The 20,434-nt window shown below is 41.1% G+C and carries 20 protein-coding genes and 1 tRNA gene; 18 read left to right on the top strand and 3 right to left on the bottom strand.

Going from position 1 to position 20,434, the window contains the following annotated elements:
* Positions 1 to 3: 3 nt before the first annotated feature.
* The 17 genes from PHP90_RS01415 to PHP90_RS01335 all read left to right on the top strand — a co-directional run bounded on the left by PHP90_RS01415 (position 4) and on the right by PHP90_RS01335 (position 17,237).
* Positions 4 to 960, top strand: coding sequence for a Gfo/Idh/MocA family oxidoreductase (locus tag PHP90_RS01415; RefSeq protein WP_299924135.1), 957 nt, complete (start codon positions 4 to 6; stop codon positions 958 to 960).
* Positions 960 to 1,535, top strand: coding sequence for an N-acetyltransferase (locus tag PHP90_RS01410; RefSeq protein WP_299924132.1), 576 nt, complete (start codon positions 960 to 962; stop codon positions 1,533 to 1,535). The genes PHP90_RS01415 and PHP90_RS01410 overlap by 1 nt, the downstream gene beginning before the upstream one ends.
* Positions 1,532 to 2,626 carry a DegT/DnrJ/EryC1/StrS family aminotransferase gene (locus tag PHP90_RS01405; protein ID WP_299924129.1) on the top strand — a complete coding sequence of 365 codons (1,095 nt, stop codon included), beginning with the start codon at positions 1,532 to 1,534 and terminating at the stop codon, positions 2,624 to 2,626. Before PHP90_RS01410 ends, PHP90_RS01405 begins: the two co-directional genes overlap by 4 nt.
* On the top strand, positions 2,620 to 3,147 hold the full coding sequence (locus tag PHP90_RS01400) for a DapH/DapD/GlmU-related protein (protein WP_299924126.1): 528 nt from the start codon (positions 2,620 to 2,622) through the stop codon (positions 3,145 to 3,147). Before PHP90_RS01405 ends, PHP90_RS01400 begins: the two co-directional genes overlap by 7 nt.
* A 113-nt stretch (positions 3,148 to 3,260) precedes the next feature.
* Complete coding sequence (locus PHP90_RS01395; RefSeq protein WP_299924123.1) at positions 3,261 to 4,427, top strand: hypothetical protein; 1,167 nt, start codon at positions 3,261 to 3,263, stop codon at positions 4,425 to 4,427.
* 49 nt (positions 4,428 to 4,476) lie between these two features.
* Positions 4,477 to 5,016 (top strand): acyltransferase, encoded by a 540-nt coding sequence (locus PHP90_RS01390; RefSeq protein WP_299924120.1) that lies wholly within the window; start codon positions 4,477 to 4,479, stop codon positions 5,014 to 5,016.
* Positions 5,009 to 6,061 (top strand): glycosyltransferase, encoded by a 1,053-nt coding sequence (locus tag PHP90_RS01385; RefSeq protein ID WP_299924118.1) that lies wholly within the window; start codon positions 5,009 to 5,011, stop codon positions 6,059 to 6,061. The genes PHP90_RS01390 and PHP90_RS01385 overlap by 8 nt, the downstream gene beginning before the upstream one ends.
* On the top strand, positions 6,058 to 6,777 hold the full coding sequence (locus PHP90_RS01380; RefSeq protein WP_299924116.1) for a hypothetical protein: 720 nt from the start codon (positions 6,058 to 6,060) through the stop codon (positions 6,775 to 6,777). The genes PHP90_RS01385 and PHP90_RS01380 overlap by 4 nt, the downstream gene beginning before the upstream one ends.
* Positions 6,758 to 7,540: a hypothetical protein gene (locus tag PHP90_RS01375; protein ID WP_299924114.1), complete on the top strand. Its 783-nt coding sequence runs from the start codon at positions 6,758 to 6,760 to the stop codon at positions 7,538 to 7,540. The genes PHP90_RS01380 and PHP90_RS01375 overlap by 20 nt, the downstream gene beginning before the upstream one ends.
* On the top strand, positions 7,534 to 8,652 hold the full coding sequence (locus PHP90_RS01370; RefSeq protein WP_299924112.1) for a glycosyltransferase family 4 protein: 1,119 nt from the start codon (positions 7,534 to 7,536) through the stop codon (positions 8,650 to 8,652). Before PHP90_RS01375 ends, PHP90_RS01370 begins: the two co-directional genes overlap by 7 nt.
* Positions 8,649 to 9,494: a hypothetical protein gene (locus tag PHP90_RS01365; RefSeq protein WP_299924109.1), complete on the top strand. Its 846-nt coding sequence runs from the start codon at positions 8,649 to 8,651 to the stop codon at positions 9,492 to 9,494. The genes PHP90_RS01370 and PHP90_RS01365 overlap by 4 nt, the downstream gene beginning before the upstream one ends.
* A complete protein-coding gene (locus tag PHP90_RS01360) occupies positions 9,481 to 10,509 on the top strand; it encodes a glycosyltransferase family 2 protein (RefSeq protein WP_299924106.1) in 1,029 nt (342 codons plus the stop codon). The genes PHP90_RS01365 and PHP90_RS01360 overlap by 14 nt, the downstream gene beginning before the upstream one ends.
* Complete coding sequence (locus PHP90_RS01355; protein WP_299924103.1) at positions 10,506 to 12,599, top strand: STT3 domain-containing protein; 2,094 nt, start codon at positions 10,506 to 10,508, stop codon at positions 12,597 to 12,599. The genes PHP90_RS01360 and PHP90_RS01355 overlap by 4 nt, the downstream gene beginning before the upstream one ends.
* The gene (locus PHP90_RS01350) at positions 12,599 to 13,195 is read left to right on the top strand and encodes a sugar transferase (RefSeq protein WP_299924100.1); all 597 of its coding nucleotides are present in this window, start codon (positions 12,599 to 12,601) and stop codon (positions 13,193 to 13,195) included. The genes PHP90_RS01355 and PHP90_RS01350 overlap by 1 nt, the downstream gene beginning before the upstream one ends.
* A complete protein-coding gene (gene pglE, locus PHP90_RS01345; RefSeq protein WP_299924097.1) occupies positions 13,192 to 14,301 on the top strand; it encodes a UDP-N-acetylbacillosamine transaminase in 1,110 nt (369 codons plus the stop codon). The genes PHP90_RS01350 and pglE overlap by 4 nt, the downstream gene beginning before the upstream one ends.
* Positions 14,298 to 16,076, top strand: coding sequence for a nucleoside-diphosphate sugar epimerase/dehydratase (locus PHP90_RS01340; RefSeq protein ID WP_299924094.1), 1,779 nt, complete (start codon positions 14,298 to 14,300; stop codon positions 16,074 to 16,076). Before pglE ends, PHP90_RS01340 begins: the two co-directional genes overlap by 4 nt.
* A 57-nt stretch (positions 16,077 to 16,133) precedes the next feature.
* Positions 16,134 to 17,237 (top strand): GGDEF domain-containing protein, encoded by a 1,104-nt coding sequence (locus tag PHP90_RS01335; RefSeq protein WP_299924091.1) that lies wholly within the window; start codon positions 16,134 to 16,136, stop codon positions 17,235 to 17,237.
* Here PHP90_RS01335 and PHP90_RS01330 read toward each other — a convergent pair.
* Genes PHP90_RS01330 through ilvD form a run of 3 tightly spaced genes read right to left on the bottom strand, consistent with a single transcriptional unit; the run spans position 17,215 to position 20,207 of the window.
* Entirely contained in the window at positions 17,215 to 17,739 is a 525-nt protein-coding gene (locus PHP90_RS01330) for a hypothetical protein (RefSeq protein WP_299924089.1), read from the bottom strand. The two genes, PHP90_RS01335 and PHP90_RS01330, sit on opposite strands and share 23 nt — an antisense overlap.
* Positions 17,717 to 18,469 carry a UDP-2,3-diacylglucosamine diphosphatase gene (locus tag PHP90_RS01325; protein WP_299924086.1) on the bottom strand — a complete coding sequence of 251 codons (753 nt, stop codon included), beginning with the start codon at positions 18,467 to 18,469 and terminating at the stop codon, positions 17,717 to 17,719. The genes PHP90_RS01330 and PHP90_RS01325 overlap by 23 nt, the downstream gene beginning before the upstream one ends.
* Positions 18,470 to 18,518: 49 nt before the next feature.
* Complete coding sequence (ilvD, locus tag PHP90_RS01320; RefSeq protein ID WP_299924083.1) at positions 18,519 to 20,207, bottom strand: dihydroxy-acid dehydratase; 1,689 nt, start codon at positions 20,205 to 20,207, stop codon at positions 18,519 to 18,521.
* A 154-nt stretch (positions 20,208 to 20,361) separates the two neighbouring features.
* On the opposite strand from ilvD, the gene PHP90_RS01315 reads away from it, so the two are divergent.
* A tRNA-Gly gene (locus tag PHP90_RS01315) sits at positions 20,362 to 20,433 on the top strand.
* Position 20,434 lies beyond the last annotated feature (1 nt).

The raw sequence follows: 20,434 nt of genomic DNA, 5'->3' as shown, positions 1-20,434 counted from the left end.
AAAATGAAAAACTTTGCCCTTATCGGTGCAGCCGGATATATTGCTCCACGTCATATGAAAGCGATTAAGGAGACAGGAAACAACCTTATTGCAGCATTAGATAAGTATGACGGAATCGGCATTATGGACAGTCATTTTCCTGAAGCTCATTTTTTCACTGAGTTTGAACGCTTTGACCGTTTTATAGATAAATTTCATCGAGAAAATGATAAAAAGATTGAGTATATATCGATAGCAAGTCCCAATTACTTGCACGACAGTCACATCCGTTTTGCCCTAAAAAGTGGAGCACATGCCATCTGCGAAAAACCGCTTGTCCTCAATCCTCACAACATCGATCAGCTCAAAGTGATCGAAGAAGAGACCGGTAAAAAGGTCTATACAATCTTACAGCTTCGCCTGCATGACTCAATCATTGCCCTAAAAGAAAAAATTGCAACCGAACTCGCTGCAAATCCTGATAAAGTTTACGATATTGATTTAACATATCTAACAAGCCGAGGACGTTGGTATTTTGTCAGCTGGAAGGGTGATAATGCTAAATCTGGAGGGATCGCAAGCAATATCGGAGTCCATTTTTTCGATATGCTGAGCTGGATTTTTGGTTCTGTAGAAGAAAATATCGTCCATGTAAAACAACCTGATACAAATGCAGGATTTATGAAATTGAAAAATGCTCGGGTGCGATGGTTTCTTTCCGTCAACTACGATTATATCCCTGATGAGATCAAAACTACCGGCAGTCGAACATACAGAAACATTACAGTTGACAACGATGCATTTGAATTCAGTGAAGGCTTTACTGACCTCCATACGACAAGCTATAAGGACATATTGAAAGGCGGTGGATTCGGATTGGATGAAGCACGCAATTCAATTGAAATTGTTTCGGCTATTCGTAACCTTGAACCGATCGGATTGAGCGGAAACTATCATCCATTTTGTGAGAAAGTTATCTGATGTCTGATTATTTTGTACACGAGAGCGCTTATATCGATGAAGGCGTTTCCATCGGCAACCATACAAAAATATGGCATTTTTGCCATATTCTAAGTGGTACTTGGATTGGAGAAAACGCTTCTTTTGGGCAAAACTGTGTCGTTGGACCGAAAGCAAAAATTGGCAATGGTGTTAAAGTGCAAAATAACGTCAGTGTCTATGAAGGGGTAGAGTGCGAAGATGATGTGTTTTTAGGTCCAAGCATGGTATTCACCAATGTGATCAATCCTAGAGCCTTTATCGTCCGCCGTGATGAGTTTAAAAAAACTCTTCTAAAAAAAGGGTGCAGTATTGGTGCCAATGCAACAATCGTCTGCGGAATCACAATCGGAGAATACGCCCTAATAGGCAGTGGTGCCGTGGTGAATCGTGATGTCAAACCCTATGCGCTTATGGTCGGAGTCCCTGCCCGTCAAATCGGATGGGTCAGCCGTGCAGGCAATACACTTCATTTCGATGATAAGAGCGAAGCGGAAGATACAAGTGACGGAAGCCGGTATAAACTTATCAATGATACCTTGGAAGTAGTCCTATGAACATAGATTTTGCCAATCTCCAAAAACACTATCTCCTTTACAAAAACGAGATCGATGCTGCAATACATGCCGTCATGGATAAATGCAATTTCATTATGGGTGAAGAAGTCATACAACTCGAAAATGATCTTGCACAATATGTAGGAGTCAAACATACCATTACCTGTTCCAGCGGAACTGATGCGCTACAGCTCTCACTTATGGCGATCGATATCGTGCCAGGTGATGAAATAATTACCACGCCTTTCACTTTTATCGCAACCGCGGAAATGATCGCCCATTTGGGTGCCATACCGGTGTTTGTCGACATCGATGAAACAACATACAACATTGATGTTTCAAAAATTGAAGAAAAAATTACCTCAAAAACAAAAGCAATTATCCCGGTTAGCCTTTACGGACAAACTGCCGATATGGATTCGATCAACGTCATTGCTGCCAAACATAGCCTCATTGTTATAGAAGATGCGGCTCAAAGCTTTGGAGCAACGTATAAAGGCCAACGTTCCTGTGCCCTTAGCGATATCGGCTGCACCAGTTTTTTCCCTGCAAAACCGCTTGGGTGTTTCGGTGACGGTGGTGCAGTATTTACCAATAATGAAAAATTGGCCGACAAACTCAGATCTCTCCGTTTGCACGGTCAAACCAAGCGCTACCATCACAAGTACATTGGAATAGGCGGTCGTCTCGATACAATTCAAGCTGCCGTGCTTAATGTCAAATTGAAGCACTACAAAGACGATCTTGCTCTCCGACAGCATGTTGCTGAGTCCTATACAAAAATGCTAAAAGAAAAAAATATAATTTTACCGATCGTTCAACCCGACAGAACTTCCGCATGGGCTCAGTATTCTATCCGAGTACAGAATCGTGACAGTATACAATCCAGACTCAAAGACGAAGGAATCCCAACTGCAGTCCATTATCCTATCCCTCTGCATCTTCAGGAATGTTTTAAATATCTAGGGTACAAGGCAGGTGATTTTCCTGTCTGTGAAAAAATTTCCCATGAGATCATGAGTTTGCCAATGAACCCGTATTTGAGCGATGAAGAGATTCTTTTTGTTGCCGAAAAGCTCACTAAATGTTAAGAGTTCTTTATAAAATTCTCCGTTATTTTGGGTTAAATCTATCTCAAAAACCAAAATATACGATTGGAAATATAAAATCGCATAATTCCCTTATCGATTCATTGGTACCGCAATTTGTCCAAATAGGCGACAACTTTATTTCTGCACCAGGGTCTATCATCCTTGCCCATGACGCAAGCCTCCTTTATCACACCGGACATTATCGTGTTCAAAAAACGATAATCGGTAATAATGTTTTTTTAGGGGCCAATGCGGTTGTCTTGCCGGGTGTTACTATTGGCGATGGAGTGATTGTCGGTGCAGGAAGTGTTGTAACCAAAGACATTCCCGATGGAATGGTTGTTGCCGGAAATCCGGCTAAAATCATCAGCTCGGTTAATGACTACATTGTGAAATGCCGACAACGAAACATTCTTATAAAAGCTCCTGATTCATTCCAAAAAATTTTTGACGGTAAAGATCTGACTCAAGCCGATATCAATATATTTCAAGACATAACATTGAAATTCAACCCTCAATGAACCATCTCTATACAATTATTCAAACAATTCGTACGTTTTACCAAAGAGATGGTTTTTGGGTTGTTATGTCCATTTTAATTGAGCGAATCGGTAGTTTTATTTTTATAGCTATTATGACAAGAGCAATAACCCCTTTTAGTTTCGGTGAATTTACAGCAATACGCACAATTACCAGTATTGCCCAGCCGCTTGCCGGAGGCGGAGGACAATATGCCCTTCTTCATTTTGGGTCAAAACTAAAAACACTTGAAGAAAAAGAGCTTTTAACTTCCAATACGCTTTTGTTTGGGGCTCTGTTATCATTAATCCCGATCGGCGGGCTACTTTGCTGGAATTTTTTTTCTCCTATTCAGCTATCAAAGGAAGGGGAATTTGCTTATGCGATTATTGTTTTCAGTATCATCTCATACAATTTTTATGAAATCATTAAAAATCATTTCCGTCTAATCCACAACAATCGCCAATATGCAATCTTCGGAATTTTTTATTCCGTTCTCATAGTCTTCTTCGGATGGATTTTGTCCGCTAAAGGGATTATCGCTTTTGTCCTAATATTAGCCTTTATTCCAATCTTCGTCATCTCTACAACACTCTATAAAATGCTTGGTATATGGAAAAAAGGAAATGTACCTGATATCTCATATTGGCGTTACGGCCTTTATGTCGGTGCCGGTTCGGTCATCAATCAACTATTTGTTTCTATGGATGTGATTGTGTTGGTCATTCTCAAAGTTGATCCGGCACTTATTGCAGCCTATAAAATTGCGACCATCATTCCGTACAGTTTATTTTTCCTTCCGGGAGCATTTCTAACCGCAGATTTTGTCTATTTGACGCATCATGCAGATAACCGTATGGCACTTATAAAATATCTGCGTTCTTACTTCGTATTATTTGGGTTACTTACTTTTTTGATCGTCATCACTCTTTTTGCCTTTTCAGAACCTCTAATAGCCCTTTGTTTTGGTGACAATTATCCTATTACTCCCCATTTACAAGACATCTTATTAATCGGTGTAGCGGGAACATTCCTCCTTCGAATTCCTTTTGGGAACATACTTCACGCAGTCGGACGGGCAGACTGGAATGCACTGCATGCTACATTTCTTACACCAGTTTCTGCAGCCGTCGTCTATTTCATGGTGGAATGGAAAGGGGTTGAGGGAGCAGCATGGGCAACGTCACTAATGCTTATTGTTTCGGGAGTGATCTGCTTTGGACTGTTTTGGATATATCTGAGAAAACTTCCAAAAGACCAGTTGCATCAGCCTTTGCATTAACCTATAATACTATGCTAGAAACAGTGATATCTAAACAGAAGGGGCATCCATGATAAAAACAATGTTAACCCGTCTGTATACTTTGGCTCTAAAATATCTCTACCCTGGTATCCGAATAGGCGACAAATGCCGGATTGATTACAGGGTAGAATTGAATAAAAAGAGCAATATCATCCTAAAAGACAACACCTCTCTTTATAAAAATATTACGATTTATAAAGATGATTGCGGACGGTTAGAAATCGGCCATTCGTCGCATATTGCGCCCTATGGATATTTTTTAATCGAAGAGCAGCAAATAAGTATTGGAGATAATGCCGCTATTGGACCTTTTTGTTCATTTTTTTGCGTTACAAACCATATTTCCGAAGATCCCAACAAATTACACACCGATACCTATCAAAAAGGCACTATTGTGATCGGGAATAATGTTTTTATTGGAGCGCACTGCGTCATATTGCCAAATACGGTCGTTGAAGACAATGCAGTAATCGCAGCAAACTCTACCGTTAAAGGAGTTATCAAGAATGGATGGCTTTATGGAGGAAATCCGGCACAGCCGTTAAAGGAACTATACAAGAATGGGTAAAAAGCTTCTTGTCATTGCTAGTTCTTCCATACATACGCATAACTTTATTAATCTGGTCAAAGACGGTTTTGATGAAATCATACTTATAACCGATGAGATAAATGAGCGGTTTAATATTCCTGCTTACCAACTGGACTTTTCGTTCAGTTTCCGTCTATTTCAAACAATATCTCGTTTACGAGCACTCTGCAATGATTTTCAACCTTCTATTATTCATATACACCAAGCGAACTCGTACGCATTCTTTACCATATTGGCTCTAAAATCTATGGGTATCCCTATTGTCCTCACTGCATGGGGAAGCGATATTCTGGTCAACCCAAAAAAAAATTTGTTTTTAAAGAAATTGGTTCAATTCGTTTTATGCCGTATTGATGCCCTGACAGCCGATTCTCGTTATGTACTTGACAGTGCGCAGGCATTGGTAGATAAACGGCTGGATATGCATAATATTAATTTCGGGATCGATCCGATTGAATGCACTATGCCGAAAGAAAACATAATCTATTCCAACCGCCTTCATAAAAAATTGTACAATATTGACAAAATCCTGATCTCATTTTCAAAATTTCTTCAGAAAAACAGCGATTGGAAGCTTGTTATTGCCGGCGATGGAGAAGAGCATGAAAGTTTAAAACAATTAGCTTCTCAGCTCGGGCTCACAGATTATGTACAATTCATCGGATTTGTGGATCGAGAAACAAACTACAGTTTTTATTGCCGTTCTAAAATTTATGTTTCTATTCCAAGCAGTGATTCCGTCTCATTGAGCTTAGTCGAGTCAATCGTATCTGACTGTATCCCTTTTGTCTCCGATCTTCCGGCAAATCATGAGCTAATTACGGATGGGCTAAACGGCTTTATCGAACAGGATTTAGAAAATATCGATTTTAATCGATTTGAAACAATCGATCAAGAGACGCTAGGCACAAAAAAATCGGAAACCAAAAAACTTTTTTCCAAGAAATACAATCGACAGCTTTATTTCGATCTGTACCGGAAGCTCTTAAAATCTGAATCCTTCACGCCGCATGAGGTCAAATGAACAAATTGATCAAATTCTTGGCTTTATTGAATGAAATTCGAAAATTGCCGCGTGTTACACTCATATTTATGCCTCGGCTTTATAACAATGAACAAGAAACAAAAACCCTTTTTGATTCTTTTATAAAACCTCATCCAAAATACAAAATAGTCCAAAACAAAGAACTGGGTGTCAGCCTGATTCATTTGCAAACTTTCCGTACATGTGAGGAATATCTGGCCTCTATAAACGGCAAAAACTCTGCATCTTATTATGCGCGAAAAGCGAAAAATCGTCACTACCGCTTCTCTCAAATCGACAGAAATTCCTATCTGAACGATATTTTTGATATCAACACATCCGCACCTGAACGTCAGGGGAAAAAAATGTCCTCTCCCTACTGTCAAAAAAGCGAACACTTAGACGATAAAACAAATTATAAATATTTCGGTGTTATTGATGCGAATGGCAAGCTTCGAAGCTACTGTTATATCGGCTATTATGGAAACTTCGCTATAGTCTCGCAATTACTTGGGCACAAAGAGTATTTGAACGACGGGATCATGTATTTGATGATGAGTGAGATTGTCTGTGAGCTCATCAAAGAACAAAAAGTCCCCTACTTAATGTACGATACTTTTTATGGCGCGGGCGAAGGGTTAAAACTGTTTAAACAAAAACTTGGGTTTGTCCCGTATCGCGTTAGATGGAAATACGATGATCAAAAAACTTTTTAATAGACTTTATGGTGATTACTTGATGCCTTCAAGAATGAAAGAGTATGAAAACATTATCATAGAAACCAAAAATCAGGGATTCACTTTTTTATCCGTAAGGGATGTCTGTACTTTGTCTGCTTCAAACCAATTGCCCGCTCGATATATCGTTTATCGGCACGATATTGACAGTGACCCGATTACGGCCAGAAAAATGTTTGAAATAGAGAAAAAACACAATGTCCGTTCAAGCTATTATTTTCGCTTGTCAACCGTGAACATAGATTTAATGAAAGAGATTGAGATATTCGGCAGCGAAGCGAGCTACCATTTTGAGGAGATTGCGACGTTTGCAAAACAAAAACACATTAAAGCCCCTGATGAGATCATCCAAAAACTTCCTATAATAAAAGAACTCTTTTTTCAAAACCTTACCCGCTTAGAGAACCGATTAGATTATAAAATGACAACCGTAGCGAGTCATGGGGATTTTGCCAACAGAAAACTTAACATTGTCAATTTAGAACTTCTCAAAGATAAAGACTTTCGTGAAAAATGCGGTATTGTCTGCGAATGTTATGATCAAGGCCTAATGCAGCATTTTGATACCCGTATAAATGATGCTCCCTACCCTGTCTATTATGAACCGCTATCGCCCATCAACGCTTTGCAACAAAACAAACAAAAAATTTATTTTCTCGTACATCCCAAACAATGGAGATCCAGTTTTTTTTACAACACGAAAGAAAATTTAACACGATTATATGAAGGTGCCAAATGGTAAAAATCACCCATCTTACCTCTGCTCATCCAAGATATGACACACGTATTTTTGTAAAAATGTGCTGCTCGCTGGCAAGAATCGAAGGTTATAATGTCTCTCTTATCGTTGCCGACGGCAAAGGAGATGAGATAAAGAACGGTGTCTCAATCATCGATATCGGGATTGATAAATCCGGTAGAATAGCACGGATGACGAAAACCGTTCAAAATGTTTACCGCCAAGCCCTGCATCTCGATTCAGATATTTACCATCTGCATGACCCGGAACTTCTTACAATAGCACTCAAATTAAAAAAACAGGGTAAAAAAGTTATTTTTGATTCCCATGAAGATTACCCTAAACAACTCCTAAACAAACCGTATCTGAGCCCTTTTGCGGCTAAAACACTTTCGTTTGTATTTACCCATTATCAGAAATACATCTGTTCCAGAATAGACGCTTTGGTAACTGCGACTCCTTACATCCGAGATCAACTGCTTACTGTCAATTCCAATACTGTCGATATTAATAATTTCCCGATTATCGAGGAGTTCGCTCATCCCATTGCGTGGAATTTCAAAAAAAATGAAGTCGTATACCTCGGAGCTATCGCTGCCGTGCGCGGAATAAAAGAGATGACACTCGCAATGGGTCTTGTTAAAAATGCCAGACTCAATTTAGGCGGGATTGTCCATGAAGACGACACCTACAAAGAAGTTCAATCGTATGATGGATGGAAAAATGTTAATGAACTCGGATTTTTGAACCGAAACGAAGTAGCTCAAATCCTTTCCAATAGTAAAGCGGGATTAGTAACGCTCCATCCTACGAGTAATTATCCAGATGCTTTACCAGTTAAAATGTTTGAATACATGATAGCGGGAATACCGGTCATTGCTTCGAACTTTCCTCTATGGCAAGAGATTGTCGAAGGGAACCAATGCGGTATTTGCGTTAACCCTCTAGACCCCAAAGCGATAGTAGAAGCGATAAATTGGATCATTGATCATCCAATAGAAGCTGAAGCCATGGGGGAAAATGGAATCAATGCCGTCAAAAACCTCTACAACTGGGGAAAAGAAGAAAAAAAACTTTTTGCTTTATATTCAAATCTCTCGAGAAATTTGAAATGACGTTATACCTTGGGGATATTAAATGGTATACCTACCACGGTGCACTGCTGCCCAGTGTTCCGCCTCATCACAACATAACACTTGACAAACAAACACAACAGGAACTTTTAGTAAAAAGCGGTGCTTATTTTATTCGCTGGACAGACCATTTTGATTTACCAAAAGAGAGTTCATTCTGGTATGTTATAAAAGATAAACCTGAATCGCTTGAATCCTATAAAAGCAAAGTCAGAAACCAAATTAAAAAAGGGCTTAATCTCTGCATTGTTGAGCCAGCAAGTGCATATGAAATTTCAGAAACCGGTTATACAGTCTATCGCAAAGCCGTAATCGGTTATCAACACAATGACGAACCGATCCAAGAGAGTCTATTTAAAAATCAGTACTTTGCTCTTCAAAACGATAAAAACCACGAATTTTGGGTTGTGAAAGAACGTGCAAGCGAAAAGGTGATTGCATATGCGCATACCATTTTAGATGGAAATATGTGTTCATATTCCAGTATCAAATTTGATCCGGACTATCTTCATCTGTATGGAGGATATGCCCTGATATTTGCCATGAATACCCACTATCTCAATGAACGTCATTTCAACTATGTCAGTGACGGTGCGCGCAGCATCGCACATTCAACCAATATTCAAGAGTTTCTCATACAAAAATTTCAATTTCGAAAAGCCTTTTGCAATTTACATCTTGCTTATCGAAAAGACATTGGGTATTTAGTAAAGATGCTTTATCCGTTTCGTCATCGGCTGACACATTTTCAGCATCCGCTGCTGCGCAAACTATCCACCCTTTTAATTCAAGAGGAGCTTTGCAGAACCCATGAACGGTCATAATTTTCCCGTCTCTCAGCCAAAACTCTCCGTCGTCATTCCCAGCCGCAATGAAGAACGCTACATTGCGCAATGCCTAAACTCACTTTTAGAGATGACGTATCCGAAAGAGTCGGTTGAAATTTTAGTTGTTGACGGAATGAGTGAAGATTCCACTCGACAAATTGTTACTGATTACAGTCAAAAATATCCGTTCATACGGATCTTGGATAATCCTAAAAAAATCACACCAACAGCACTTAATACCGGTGTAACAGCAGCATCCGGAGAGTTTATTATTATCCTTTCAGCGCATGCCGATTATCCGAAAGAGTATTGTTTCCGGCTCGTCGAAGAAGCCATTCGACTCAATGCCAGCTGTGTCGGCGGAGTTATGAGAACCAAATCATCAAAAACCGACACAACATCCCAATCCATCATCAACGTATTAAGCGATCGTTTCGGTACTGCAAGTCAATTTCGAAGCGGTACAGATAAAATCATAGAGGTAGACACCGTCGCTTTCGGATGCTACCCGAGAGATATTTTTACTCGTTTCGGCCTTTTTGATGAATGTCTTGTTCGCAATCAAGACATTGAACTGAATAAACGAATCATCCGAGGCGGAGGCAAAATTTATCTGATTCCCAGTGTCGAATGCAGCTATTATGCCCGTGAAACGTATCGGGAACTGGCAAAAAATAATTTTTTGAATGGTTATTGGAACATTCTCACCCCTTATTATTCAGGGAGTTTGCGATCCTTGAGCCTACGGCATTTCATCCCGTTATTGTTCATGCTGTCTCTTATTATTCCTCTATTCTTTTCCATTTTGGATTTTCACTTTTTATGGATAAGTGCCGGATTGTTTTTTCTCTATCTTACAATCATAACTGTTCGGAGTTATAAAATCAAAAAAAATACCACATGGCTTCATCAAATAGCCGCTTTTATTGTCTTGCACTTTAGTTACGGCATTGGTGGAATCAACGGTATAATAGCGCTCATTAAAAAAATCTTATTTCGGAAAACTCAATGAATTTCTCTCTGCCTAATGAAAAACACACAGCCCTGCATCTCATTATCTTACTCATTATCGCATATACCTTTAGTGTAGGTTTACGTCTTATTTGGATACACTGGGCATCAGGTATTCCGGAGTTTTCATGGAACCATCAAATCATGATTAATACCAATGACGGATATTATTTTGCGGCCTCTGCACAAAATGCACTGACGCAAATCTACGGTAATAATCCCCGAATAGATAATGAATGGGCTACCGCAACCGTTGCTATAACTGCTCTTTTATCCAAAGTCATGCCAATAGAAACAATCATTTTATATCTCCCCATTTTTATCTCATCATTAGTCGTGATTCCTCTTATTTTGATCGGACGATTGTATAACGCCCCATATTTTGGATTTTTCTCGGCACTTTTAGCCTCCATTGGCTGGAGTTATTACAACCGAACGATGGCCGGTTATTATGATACCGATATGTTCTCTGCGATGGCTCCAATGTTGATCGTTTATTTTTTAATGGCTACAACCATCAAAGAAAATATTCTTTGGGTACTGCTTAGTGCATTCTCTATAATGCTCTATCCATTTTTGTATGATCAAGGTCTCTCAATTGTCTATGCGATCAGCCTTTTCTATATGGCTTATATGGTGATTTTTCACCGTCGAGAAGCATTTACCTATTTTTCTATTGCCATTATCGCTATTGCACTGTTTTCTTTCTCTCCTCTAATCAAAATACCTTTAATAGCATCCTTGAGTATCGCATACCAAAAAGAGCGACTCAATTTTCGTTTGCTTCTCATTCTTTCGATATTGGCATTTGCCCTCTTTTTATTCAACGGCAATGTTCTCTCTCTAATCCTAGCCAAAATAACCGGGTATACAGCCAAAGGAACCGAAAATGAAGCTCTTCACTTTTTTCAGGTAGCACAAACGGTTCGTGAAGCAGGTAAAATCCCCTTTAGCGAGATTGCCAATCGTATCAGTGGGAGTATGTTGACATTTTTTATCGCATTTATCGGCTACGGGGCATTAGTAATCCGACATCGTGCTTTCATACTTGCCCTCCCGCTAATCGGAATCGGTTTGTTTTCTTTTTGGGGCGGATTGCGTTTTACGATTTATGCAGTTCCTGTAGCTGCATTAGGCGCCTTATATTTTGCCTATCTTATCAGTGAAACAATTGCAAACAAAACACTCAAATATAGTTTGATTACGATCTTAACCGCATTAATGATCTATCCAAATATTGCCCATATTATAGAATACAAGACACCAACCGTACTCACTGCCAAAGAGGTAGCCTCTCTCGAAAAATTAAAAAATGTTTCACAAACCAAAGACTATACCATCGGATGGTGGGATTACGGTTATCCGATATGGTTCTATACCCATACAAATACCCTCATCGATGGAGGGAAACATGATCATGATAATTTTTTAGTTTCAGAAATACTGACCACATCATCACAAATTGAAGCAGCAAGATTAGCTCGAATCGTTACAGAAACGTATATTTCATCAGGATATAAAGAGATCGCCGACACTCTCTTCTATGACAAAAACACCTCAGCAATCAATGTGTCAGACTATCTTGATACCCTACGATATGAAGACTCCATACCATTACCGCTAAAAACGCGTGATATCTATTTTTATCTTCCATGGCGCATGATCGATATTTTTCCAACCGTTGCCTTATTTGGCAATCTCGATCTCAATCATCCTGATAATCGGCAGCAACCTTTCTTTTTCTCTTCTTCTTCAATGCAGGACACCGGCCAGACGATTGAATTAGGGAATGGCTTATCCATAAATAAAGCAAAAAGTACTTTAAAAATTGGGCAACAGGATATTCCTATTAAAAAGTTTTATCAGGTTGGCTACGATCAAAATAATCACTTACAGGTTAATGAACAAACTTTTGCTTCCGATGGACTAAACGTCATCTATCTTGAAAGCTATGGACGCTTTTTGGTAATGGACGATTATTATCTTAATTCAACTTACATCCAGATGTTTATATTTGAACACTATGATAAAAATCTCTTTGAGCCGGTTTCTCTCGATCCGATGACTAAATTGTATAGGCTTAAAATTTAATGACTCTTAGACAACGATTTCTTAAACGCGTGTTTGATATCGTTGCCTCTTTGTGCGGGTTAATTTTAGTATGGTGGCTAATTGTGATTGCTTTCATAATTGCGACGATTGAAACACGCAGTAACGGTTTTTTTGTTCAAAAACGGGTGGGCAAAGACGGACGCCTTTTTTCTCTCTTTAAGATCAAAACAATGCACCAAAGCAAAACATTAACAACAACCATTACGACAGCTGACGATCCTCGTATCACAGTAAGCGGAGCCCTATTCCGACGAACTAAAATTGATGAACTGCCACAACTCATTAATGTTTTAATCGGGGACATGAGTTTAGTAGGTCCTCGTCCGGATGTGCCTGGCTACGCAGACAAACTCAGTGGAGACAATACCTCTATTTTAACCCTACGCCCTGGAATTACAGGGCCTGCAACACTCAAATATAAAAATGAAGAAGCATTGTTAGCAGCACAAAAAGATCCAAAACAGTACAATAATGAAATTATTTGGCCGGACAAAGTCCGTATAAATCGTCAATATTTGGAAGAATGGACATTTTGGACCGATCTTATTTATCTTTGGAGAACACTATCAAAATGAATCAGCAGCGCCTTTTTCTCTCCCCTCCGCATATGAGCGGAAAAGAACAAATCTATATTGCCGAAGCGTTTGAGAGCAACTACATCGCTCCGCTTGGGCCAATGGTTGAGCGGTTTGAGCAAAGCATCCGTGATCTAACTCTTACCCCGCATGCACTTGCACTCAGCAGTGCTACTGCGGCATTGCATTTGGCCCTGCGCATTCTCGGAGTAGGAGCAGGCGATATCGTTTTAACCTCATCCTTTACGTTTATCGGCGGAGTCGCACCGATTCTCTATCAAAATGCGACTCCTGTTTTTATAGACAGCGATTCTGTGAGCTGGAATCTCGATCCTGCCCTTCTTGAAAAAGCCATAATCGAATCGCCGCTAAAACCGAAAGCACTCATTCTCGCCCATCTCTACGGACAATGTGCCGATTTGGAAAAAATCATTGCACTTTGCGCCCATTACGGCATTCCTATTATCGAAGATGCTGCCGAAAGTCTGGGAGCCACCTATAATAATCAACAAACCGGAACATTTGGAACCTTCGGCATCTACAGTTTCAACGGAAACAAAATACTCACTACCTCCGGCGGAGGGATGCTGATCTCGAAAAATAAAGAACTCATCGACAAAGCCCGTTTTTATTCAACCCAAGCCCGCGACGATGCACCCCATTATGAGCATACCGACTACGGGTACAATTACCGAATGAGCAATATTTTAGCCGCTATCGGCGTAGCACAAATGGAAGTCTTGCAGGAGCGAATAGCGGCCAGACGGCAGATTTTTGAGTGGTATCGAGAAGTTTTGGAACCTATCGAAGAGATAACCTTTATGCCGGAACTCTCAAATACACAAGGAAATCGGTGGCTTACCACACTCACATTCGAGCACTCTGATCCGACCCGTATCCGCCTTGCTCTCGAAGAAGAAAACATAGAGAGTCGCCCTCTTTGGAAACCGATGCACATGCAACCGCTCTTCAAAGATTCACTTTGTTTCCAAAACGGCACAGCCCAAAGTCTTTTTGAAAAAGGGCTTTGTCTCCCAAGCGGAACCCAAATGAATCGTAACGATGTCGATCGCGTCTGTGACATCCTTAAAAAGGCTCTACGATGATCGGATGGCTCCGTCCGAGCAATGCCAAACGGATCGCTTTTTTTCTCGTTTCCGATATTTTTTTATCTCTCATAAGTCTTTATGTCTCTTATCTTCTACGGTTCAACTTTGATATACCGGATCCGTTTTTAGTTCCGTTTTTCTGGGTTGCGGTAACCTTGATTTCGATTAAATTGTTTTTTATCCATTGGTTTAAAAACTATACGATAATCTGGCGTTTTTACGGCTTGCAAGAGGCCAAAAATCTGTTTTTTGCCCATCTTGTCACGTATGGGATTTTTGCACTGATCCATACCGGATTCCCTACCTTGTTTTTTCCGTTTCCCAGAAGTGTCATCGTTATCGATCTTTTGCTTTCCTTTATTTTTTTAGGAGGTCTTCGCCTCTTAAAACGTTCCATCCTCGAAATCGGTGCGCCTCGTTCCGATCTGAAACCTACTTTGCTTATCGGAGTTTCTCCTAATAGTGCCAATCTGATTAAAAGTATGTTGGAAGATTCCAGCGAATACTATCCGCTGGGGATCATTGTACTCCAAGAAAAAAACCACAATATGATCGGCTCCTATCTCAACAACATAAAAATATTCGGGATAGACGATATACCTGCACTCATCGGATCGAAATCGATCACCGCTGCAATCATTGACGGCTCATTGCCGAATGACTATTTGCGTGAAGCCTATCAGGTCCTCAGTGATGCAGGGGTACGTGAAATCAAACGTTCACGTTTACTGGATGATGCCCACAATCGTATCGAAGCCCTCTCGATCGAAGAGCTTCTCGCCCGCCATCCCAAAGATCTCAATACCGGAACTATCAGAGACTTTATTCGCGGCAAAACCGTCTTGATCACCGGTGCAGGCGGGAGTATCGGAAGCGAAATCGCGATCCAATGTCACCGATTCGGAGCAGTAAATCTGATTTTGATCGATCACAGCGAATACAATCTCTACCAGATCGGAGAGATACTTCCCTCAGCCACTTTACGATTGTGCAATATTCTGGAACGCTCAACCCTTGAAAGCATTATTAAAGACGTGAATCCCGATATTCTTATCCATGCCGCGGCCTATAAACATGTACCGCTGTGCGAAGCCAACATCAATGCTGCGATCATGAACAATATCATCGGCAGCCAAAATGTGATTGACAGTGCCATTAAATTTAATGTCCCGAAAATTGTCATTATCTCTACCGATAAAGCGGTACGACCTACTAATGTGATGGGTGCTACAAAGCGAATTGTCGAACTCTATGCCCAAAACGTCGATCCTCACAACAGCGAAATCGTCGCTGTCCGCTTCGGAAACGTTTTGGGCTCCAGCGGAAGCGTCATACCGAAATTCAAATCCCAAATCGAGTCCGGCGGTCCAATTACAATAACGCATCCGGATGTCGAGCGCTATTTTATGCTCATCAGCGAAGCGTGTCAGCTTGTTCTGCAGGCTGCTTCGATTGCCAGAGGCGGAGAACTCTTTATTCTGGATATGGGAAATCCCGTTAAAATCATTGATCTTGCCCATACCATGATACGTCTTTACGCAACCCATCCGATCGAGATTGTCACCACAGGTCTGCGAAACGGAGAAAAACTCTTTGAGGAGTTATTGATCGATGAAAGTGAGCAAAAAACGGCTTTTGATTCCATTCTCATTGCAGGGACAACACACTACGATATTGATCAACTAAAATCGCAAATTGCTCTTCTCACCGAGAGTTCAGAGCCTAAAATGCTTCTGCAAAAAATCGTTCCCGAATATACTCCGATGGATTGATGTAGATTTTAGCTATAAGTTTATACAATAAGCCACAAGCACAAAAGAGGTTAATGGGTGTTAAAAGAATATGTTTATCATTTTTTAACCGCCGGCATCGTTGTAACAGATTTGACGAAGCGGCGGGCACTAATGATGAGCAATGCTTTTTTATTCATCGAAACTATTATTTTTATCATCTTTTCGTACGTCAATCCGATCTTTTTTAATTCTCCGATCATCGGTATATTGGATGGGATTTCTGCGATCGCATCCTTTATCGCATTAATCGATTTGCAACGCAACAAAAAAATAAATCGTGCTGTCATTGTCGGAACGGCAACCCTCTTTTTCTTTTTTATCTCATATGCCCTTAGCAACCAAAATCACGATTTTGGATTGATTTGGACCATCTTTTTCCCTATTTTTGTCATTACATTGATGGGACACAAACGGGGAGGTTTTGTTGTTGTACTTTTTTATGCCATTCTTTTTATCCTTGCCTATATCGGTATAGGCGTATGGGATAATGGGACGTGGAATCTCCATAGCTTCATACGCTTCAGTTTGGCTTCCAGTGTTTTAACATATGTTGTTTATCTGTATGAAGAAACTCTCTATCGTTCCAATATGGAATTGGCTCTTACACGTGAGAACGAGGCAAAATACCTCGAAGAGCTCCACCGTCTCTCTGCTACGGACTCCCTTACCGAGTTATATAATCGACGCCGTATGAATGAGCTGCTCCAAGAGCATATCGATCTAAGCAACCGCTATAACACTCCCTTTTCGCTTATCCTATTTGATATTGATGATTTTAAACTCATCAACGATCATCATGGGCACAATGTAGGCGATCAGGTGTTGATATTTATTTCCGATATTGCCAAGCGTGTATTGCGCAAAACCGACCATATCAGCCGATGGGGAGGGGAAGAATTTCTTATCCTTTTACCGAATACATTGAGTGAAGAAGCGGCGGCTATTGCCGAAAAATTGCGTCAAACAGTTGAAGAAACCGACTATCCCCATAATACAAAAGTTACCTGCAGTTTCGGAATCGTTCAAAGCTGTCAAAATACCGATACAGAGATGATTGTCGACCGCGCTGACAGTGCCCTCTACAAAGCAAAAAAAAGCGGTAAAAACTGCATATGTGTCAATACATATGAGAATGAATAATATTCTGAATCACGGAATAAAGCTGTTTTGGAGAAAAATTCTGCGGTGACATTTCACCGAAGACACTAAAACGCTCCACATACGAACCATATTGCTCTTTTTTACTCCGCTGCATCAACCGATACGCATACGCTAAATCATCCGCATTGCTTTTGGAACAAAACCACCGCTTTTTGTCGTGATACCCCAATCGAAAAATCTGTGAAAAAATGATTCCGATCCAGTCGTACTTTGTCCCGTTTTTACGCAGTTGCCGACGCTCGACCCTCTCAATGATTTCACTGGGCAATTCGATCTCACAAACTTCCCAATCCAGAGGATCAATCTCCAGCGTGTGAGTACGGGATATAAAGCGAAAGCGGTCATTGGAATGGTACAAGCCGTCACTCCGCCCGAATTCACAGTGTGCATAGGGGCTGGACGTCCAGAGACGCACCAGCTTTTCCCCCAACGTTCCCGGGCCTTTGTAGAAGATAATACTAACCGTTTTTGTGGTGTTCATAAATCTCAAACCTCCCGTCATGATGCTCGACAATCGCCGTACACGATTCCACCCAATCTCCGCAATTGAGATATTCGATATCATTTATGATTCGCATCTCGGCATGGTGGATATGTCCGCAAATGACACCGTCAAACCCCTTTTCATCCGCATGAGACGAGAGAACATCTTCATAATCGGTAATAAAGCTGACAGCCTGCTTGACACTTTGTTTGGCCATTTTAGAGAGCGACCAATAATGATATATTCCGAACCATCGGCGTACCGTATTGATCGGGCGATTCAGTCTCAACATAAAAAGATAACATCGATCCCCTAGATGGGCAACCCATTTTTTCGTCATTGTTACCGCATCAAACATATCACCGTGAACGACCAAATAGCGTTTTCCGTTCACACCGTAATGGATTTTTTCATGTGCGATGGTAATATTATCCCCCATCACCATTGGTAAAAATGGGCGTAAAAACTCATCATGATTGCCGATGATATAATAGACTTTCGTCCCTTTTCTGGCTTTTCGGAGGATTTTTTGGAGGACATCGGATTGTGCTTGACTCCAGCGCCAATTACGGCGAAGTTCCCAGCCATCGATAATATCACCCACAAGATAGAGATTTTCACACTCAACGTCACGGATAAAGTCTAAAAGATGATCCGATTGAGCGTCGCGAGTTCCCAAATGGAGGTCAGAGATAAACACACTTCGGTAACGTAATGATTCATTCATGAAGAAAGTGTAACCCCGAAGGATTACGATTTGGTGACAGAAAAGAGATTTATAGTTCTGTTTTTAAAGCAGCACCGTTAGAAGCATTTGAGACGAGAAGGCTGTAGCGTTTGAGCCATTTGGACGTAATCTCTTTTTTGACCGGTTTCCAATGGAGTCGTCGTTGTTCGAGAACTTCATAGCTCACATTGAGTTGTAAAAGATGAGAATCAACATCGAGTTCGATCTCATCACCGTCTTCGATCAAAGCAATCAGACCACCCTCAGCCGCTTCAGGGCTGACATGCCCGATAGAGGCTCCGCGGGTTGCACCGGAAAAACGTCCATCAGTGATAAGAGCAACGCTCTCACCCAATCCCATACCCATGATGAGGGATGTAGGTGCAAGCATCTCCTGCATTCCCGGTCCGCCTTTTGGCCCTTCGTAACGGATGACAACAACATCACCCGCTTTGACTTTATGACTCATAATCCCGGCAATGGCTTCGTTTTGAGAGTTAAAACAAACTGCAGAGCCTTTAAACTTGCGCATATTCGGGGTAATTCCCGCTGTTTTTACAACGGCTCCCTCTTCGGCAAGATTACCGAAAAGGATTGAAAGACCGCCGACCGGAGAATAGGCATTTTCATTCGTATGGATGATCGTTGTATCTTTGATCACCGCGTCTTTGATACGCTCGCCCAACGTCTCGCCTGTAATCGTCATTGCATCGAGTTCGAGAACACCGCCGCGACGGCTCACCTCTTTCATAACGGCATTAACACCGCCGGCACGGTTGATATCGTCCATATGAACCGTTGAAAGGGATGGAGATATTTTCGCGATATGGGCTACTTTTTCAGAGATTTCATTGATCTTGGTAATATCAAAATCAACCTCTGCTTCTTTGGCAATGCTCAACAAATGCAATACGGTATTGGAACTTCCCCCCATTGCCATATCAATAACAAATGCATTATGGATCGCTTTATCGTTCAAAATATTGCGCATATTCCATTTTTCGGCATTTTTATCTTTGACCATCTCGACGATACGGCGTGCCGCCGTTTTGACCATCTCGATACGTTCCGGTGTCATCGCCAAAACCGTACCGTTCCCCGGCAAGGCAACCCCCATCGCTTCACAAAGGGTATTCATCGAGTTAGCCGTAAACATACCAGAGCAGCTTCCGCCGCTCGGACACGCTTCACACTCGATCTCATACAGCTCTTCATCGCTCATTTTACCGTCAGCATGCTTGCCGACCGCTTCGAACGCCGTTGCCAAATCGATCGGGGTACCGTCTTTTTTATGCCCTGCTTTCATCGGTCCACCGGAAACAAAAATCGTCGGGACGTTAACACGCAACGCACCCATCAACATCCCCGGAACGATCTTGTCACAGTTAGGGATACAGATGAGACCATCGAGTTTATGGGCATTCATCACTGTCTCAATACAATCAGCGATCAATTCACGGCTCGGAAGCGAATAAAGCATCCCGTCATGTCCCATAGCGATTCCGTCATCAACCCCGATGGTATTAAACTCAAACGGAACCCCGCCCGCTTCACGAATTGCCTCTTTGACGATTCTGCCGTACTCTTGGAGGAAAAAATGTCCCGGAATAATATCAATATGGGAGTTGGCTACGCCGATAAAAGGTTTATCAAAATCTTCATCTTTAAGTCCGGTTGCACGGAGCAAACTACGGTGAGGGGTTTTATCAAATCCACGTTTAATGGTATCACTACGCATGGGATTCCTTTAGTATAATATAGTTTTTAATTGACGCGATTATAGCGCAGTGGAACTCTAAAAAAGATATGCCACAAAAAAAATAGCAAAAATTAAAACCAAACTCTTTACACGCCATATTTTTTTTGCTATACTTCCAGTCCACAAAAACAATGCGGGAATAGCTCAGTGGTAGAGCACAACCTTGCCAAGGTTGGGGTCGCGAGTTCGAACCTCGTTTCCCGCTC

Source organism: Sulfuricurvum sp. (assembly GCF_028712165.1).
GTDB lineage: Bacteria > Campylobacterota > Campylobacteria > Campylobacterales > Sulfurimonadaceae > Sulfuricurvum.
Note: the sequence above shows the minus strand (reverse complement) of the source record. Positions and strands in the feature narration are given on the sequence as shown.

Coding starts and splice junctions, on each gene's coding strand:
- PHP90_RS01385 (WP_299924118.1), top strand. CDS start 5,009: ATGGGTAAAAAGCTTCTTGTCATTGCTAGTTCTTCCATACATACGCAT.
- pglE (WP_299924097.1), top strand. CDS start 13,192: ATGAATCAGCAGCGCCTTTTTCTCTCCCCTCCGCATATGAGCGGAAAA.
- PHP90_RS01350 (WP_299924100.1), top strand. CDS start 12,599: ATGACTCTTAGACAACGATTTCTTAAACGCGTGTTTGATATCGTTGCC.
- PHP90_RS01380 (WP_299924116.1), top strand. CDS start 6,058: ATGAACAAATTGATCAAATTCTTGGCTTTATTGAATGAAATTCGAAAA.
- PHP90_RS01365 (WP_299924109.1), top strand. CDS start 8,649: ATGACGTTATACCTTGGGGATATTAAATGGTATACCTACCACGGTGCA.
- PHP90_RS01400 (WP_299924126.1), top strand. CDS start 2,620: ATGTTAAGAGTTCTTTATAAAATTCTCCGTTATTTTGGGTTAAATCTA.
- PHP90_RS01360 (WP_299924106.1), top strand. CDS start 9,481: ATGAACGGTCATAATTTTCCCGTCTCTCAGCCAAAACTCTCCGTCGTC.
- PHP90_RS01405 (WP_299924129.1), top strand. CDS start 1,532: ATGAACATAGATTTTGCCAATCTCCAAAAACACTATCTCCTTTACAAA.
- PHP90_RS01370 (WP_299924112.1), top strand. CDS start 7,534: ATGGTAAAAATCACCCATCTTACCTCTGCTCATCCAAGATATGACACA.
- PHP90_RS01395 (WP_299924123.1), top strand. CDS start 3,261: ATGACAAGAGCAATAACCCCTTTTAGTTTCGGTGAATTTACAGCAATA.
- PHP90_RS01330 (WP_299924089.1), bottom strand. CDS start 17,739: ATGAACACCACAAAAACGGTTAGTATTATCTTCTACAAAGGCCCGGGA.
- ilvD (WP_299924083.1), bottom strand. CDS start 20,207: ATGCGTAGTGATACCATTAAACGTGGATTTGATAAAACCCCTCACCGT.
- PHP90_RS01410 (WP_299924132.1), top strand. CDS start 960: ATGTCTGATTATTTTGTACACGAGAGCGCTTATATCGATGAAGGCGTT.
- PHP90_RS01355 (WP_299924103.1), top strand. CDS start 10,506: ATGAATTTCTCTCTGCCTAATGAAAAACACACAGCCCTGCATCTCATT.
- PHP90_RS01390 (WP_299924120.1), top strand. CDS start 4,477: ATGATAAAAACAATGTTAACCCGTCTGTATACTTTGGCTCTAAAATAT.
- PHP90_RS01375 (WP_299924114.1), top strand. CDS start 6,758: ATGATCAAAAAACTTTTTAATAGACTTTATGGTGATTACTTGATGCCT.
- PHP90_RS01340 (WP_299924094.1), top strand. CDS start 14,298: ATGATCGGATGGCTCCGTCCGAGCAATGCCAAACGGATCGCTTTTTTT.
- PHP90_RS01415 (WP_299924135.1), top strand. CDS start 4: ATGAAAAACTTTGCCCTTATCGGTGCAGCCGGATATATTGCTCCACGT.
- PHP90_RS01325 (WP_299924086.1), bottom strand. CDS start 18,469: ATGAATGAATCATTACGTTACCGAAGTGTGTTTATCTCTGACCTCCAT.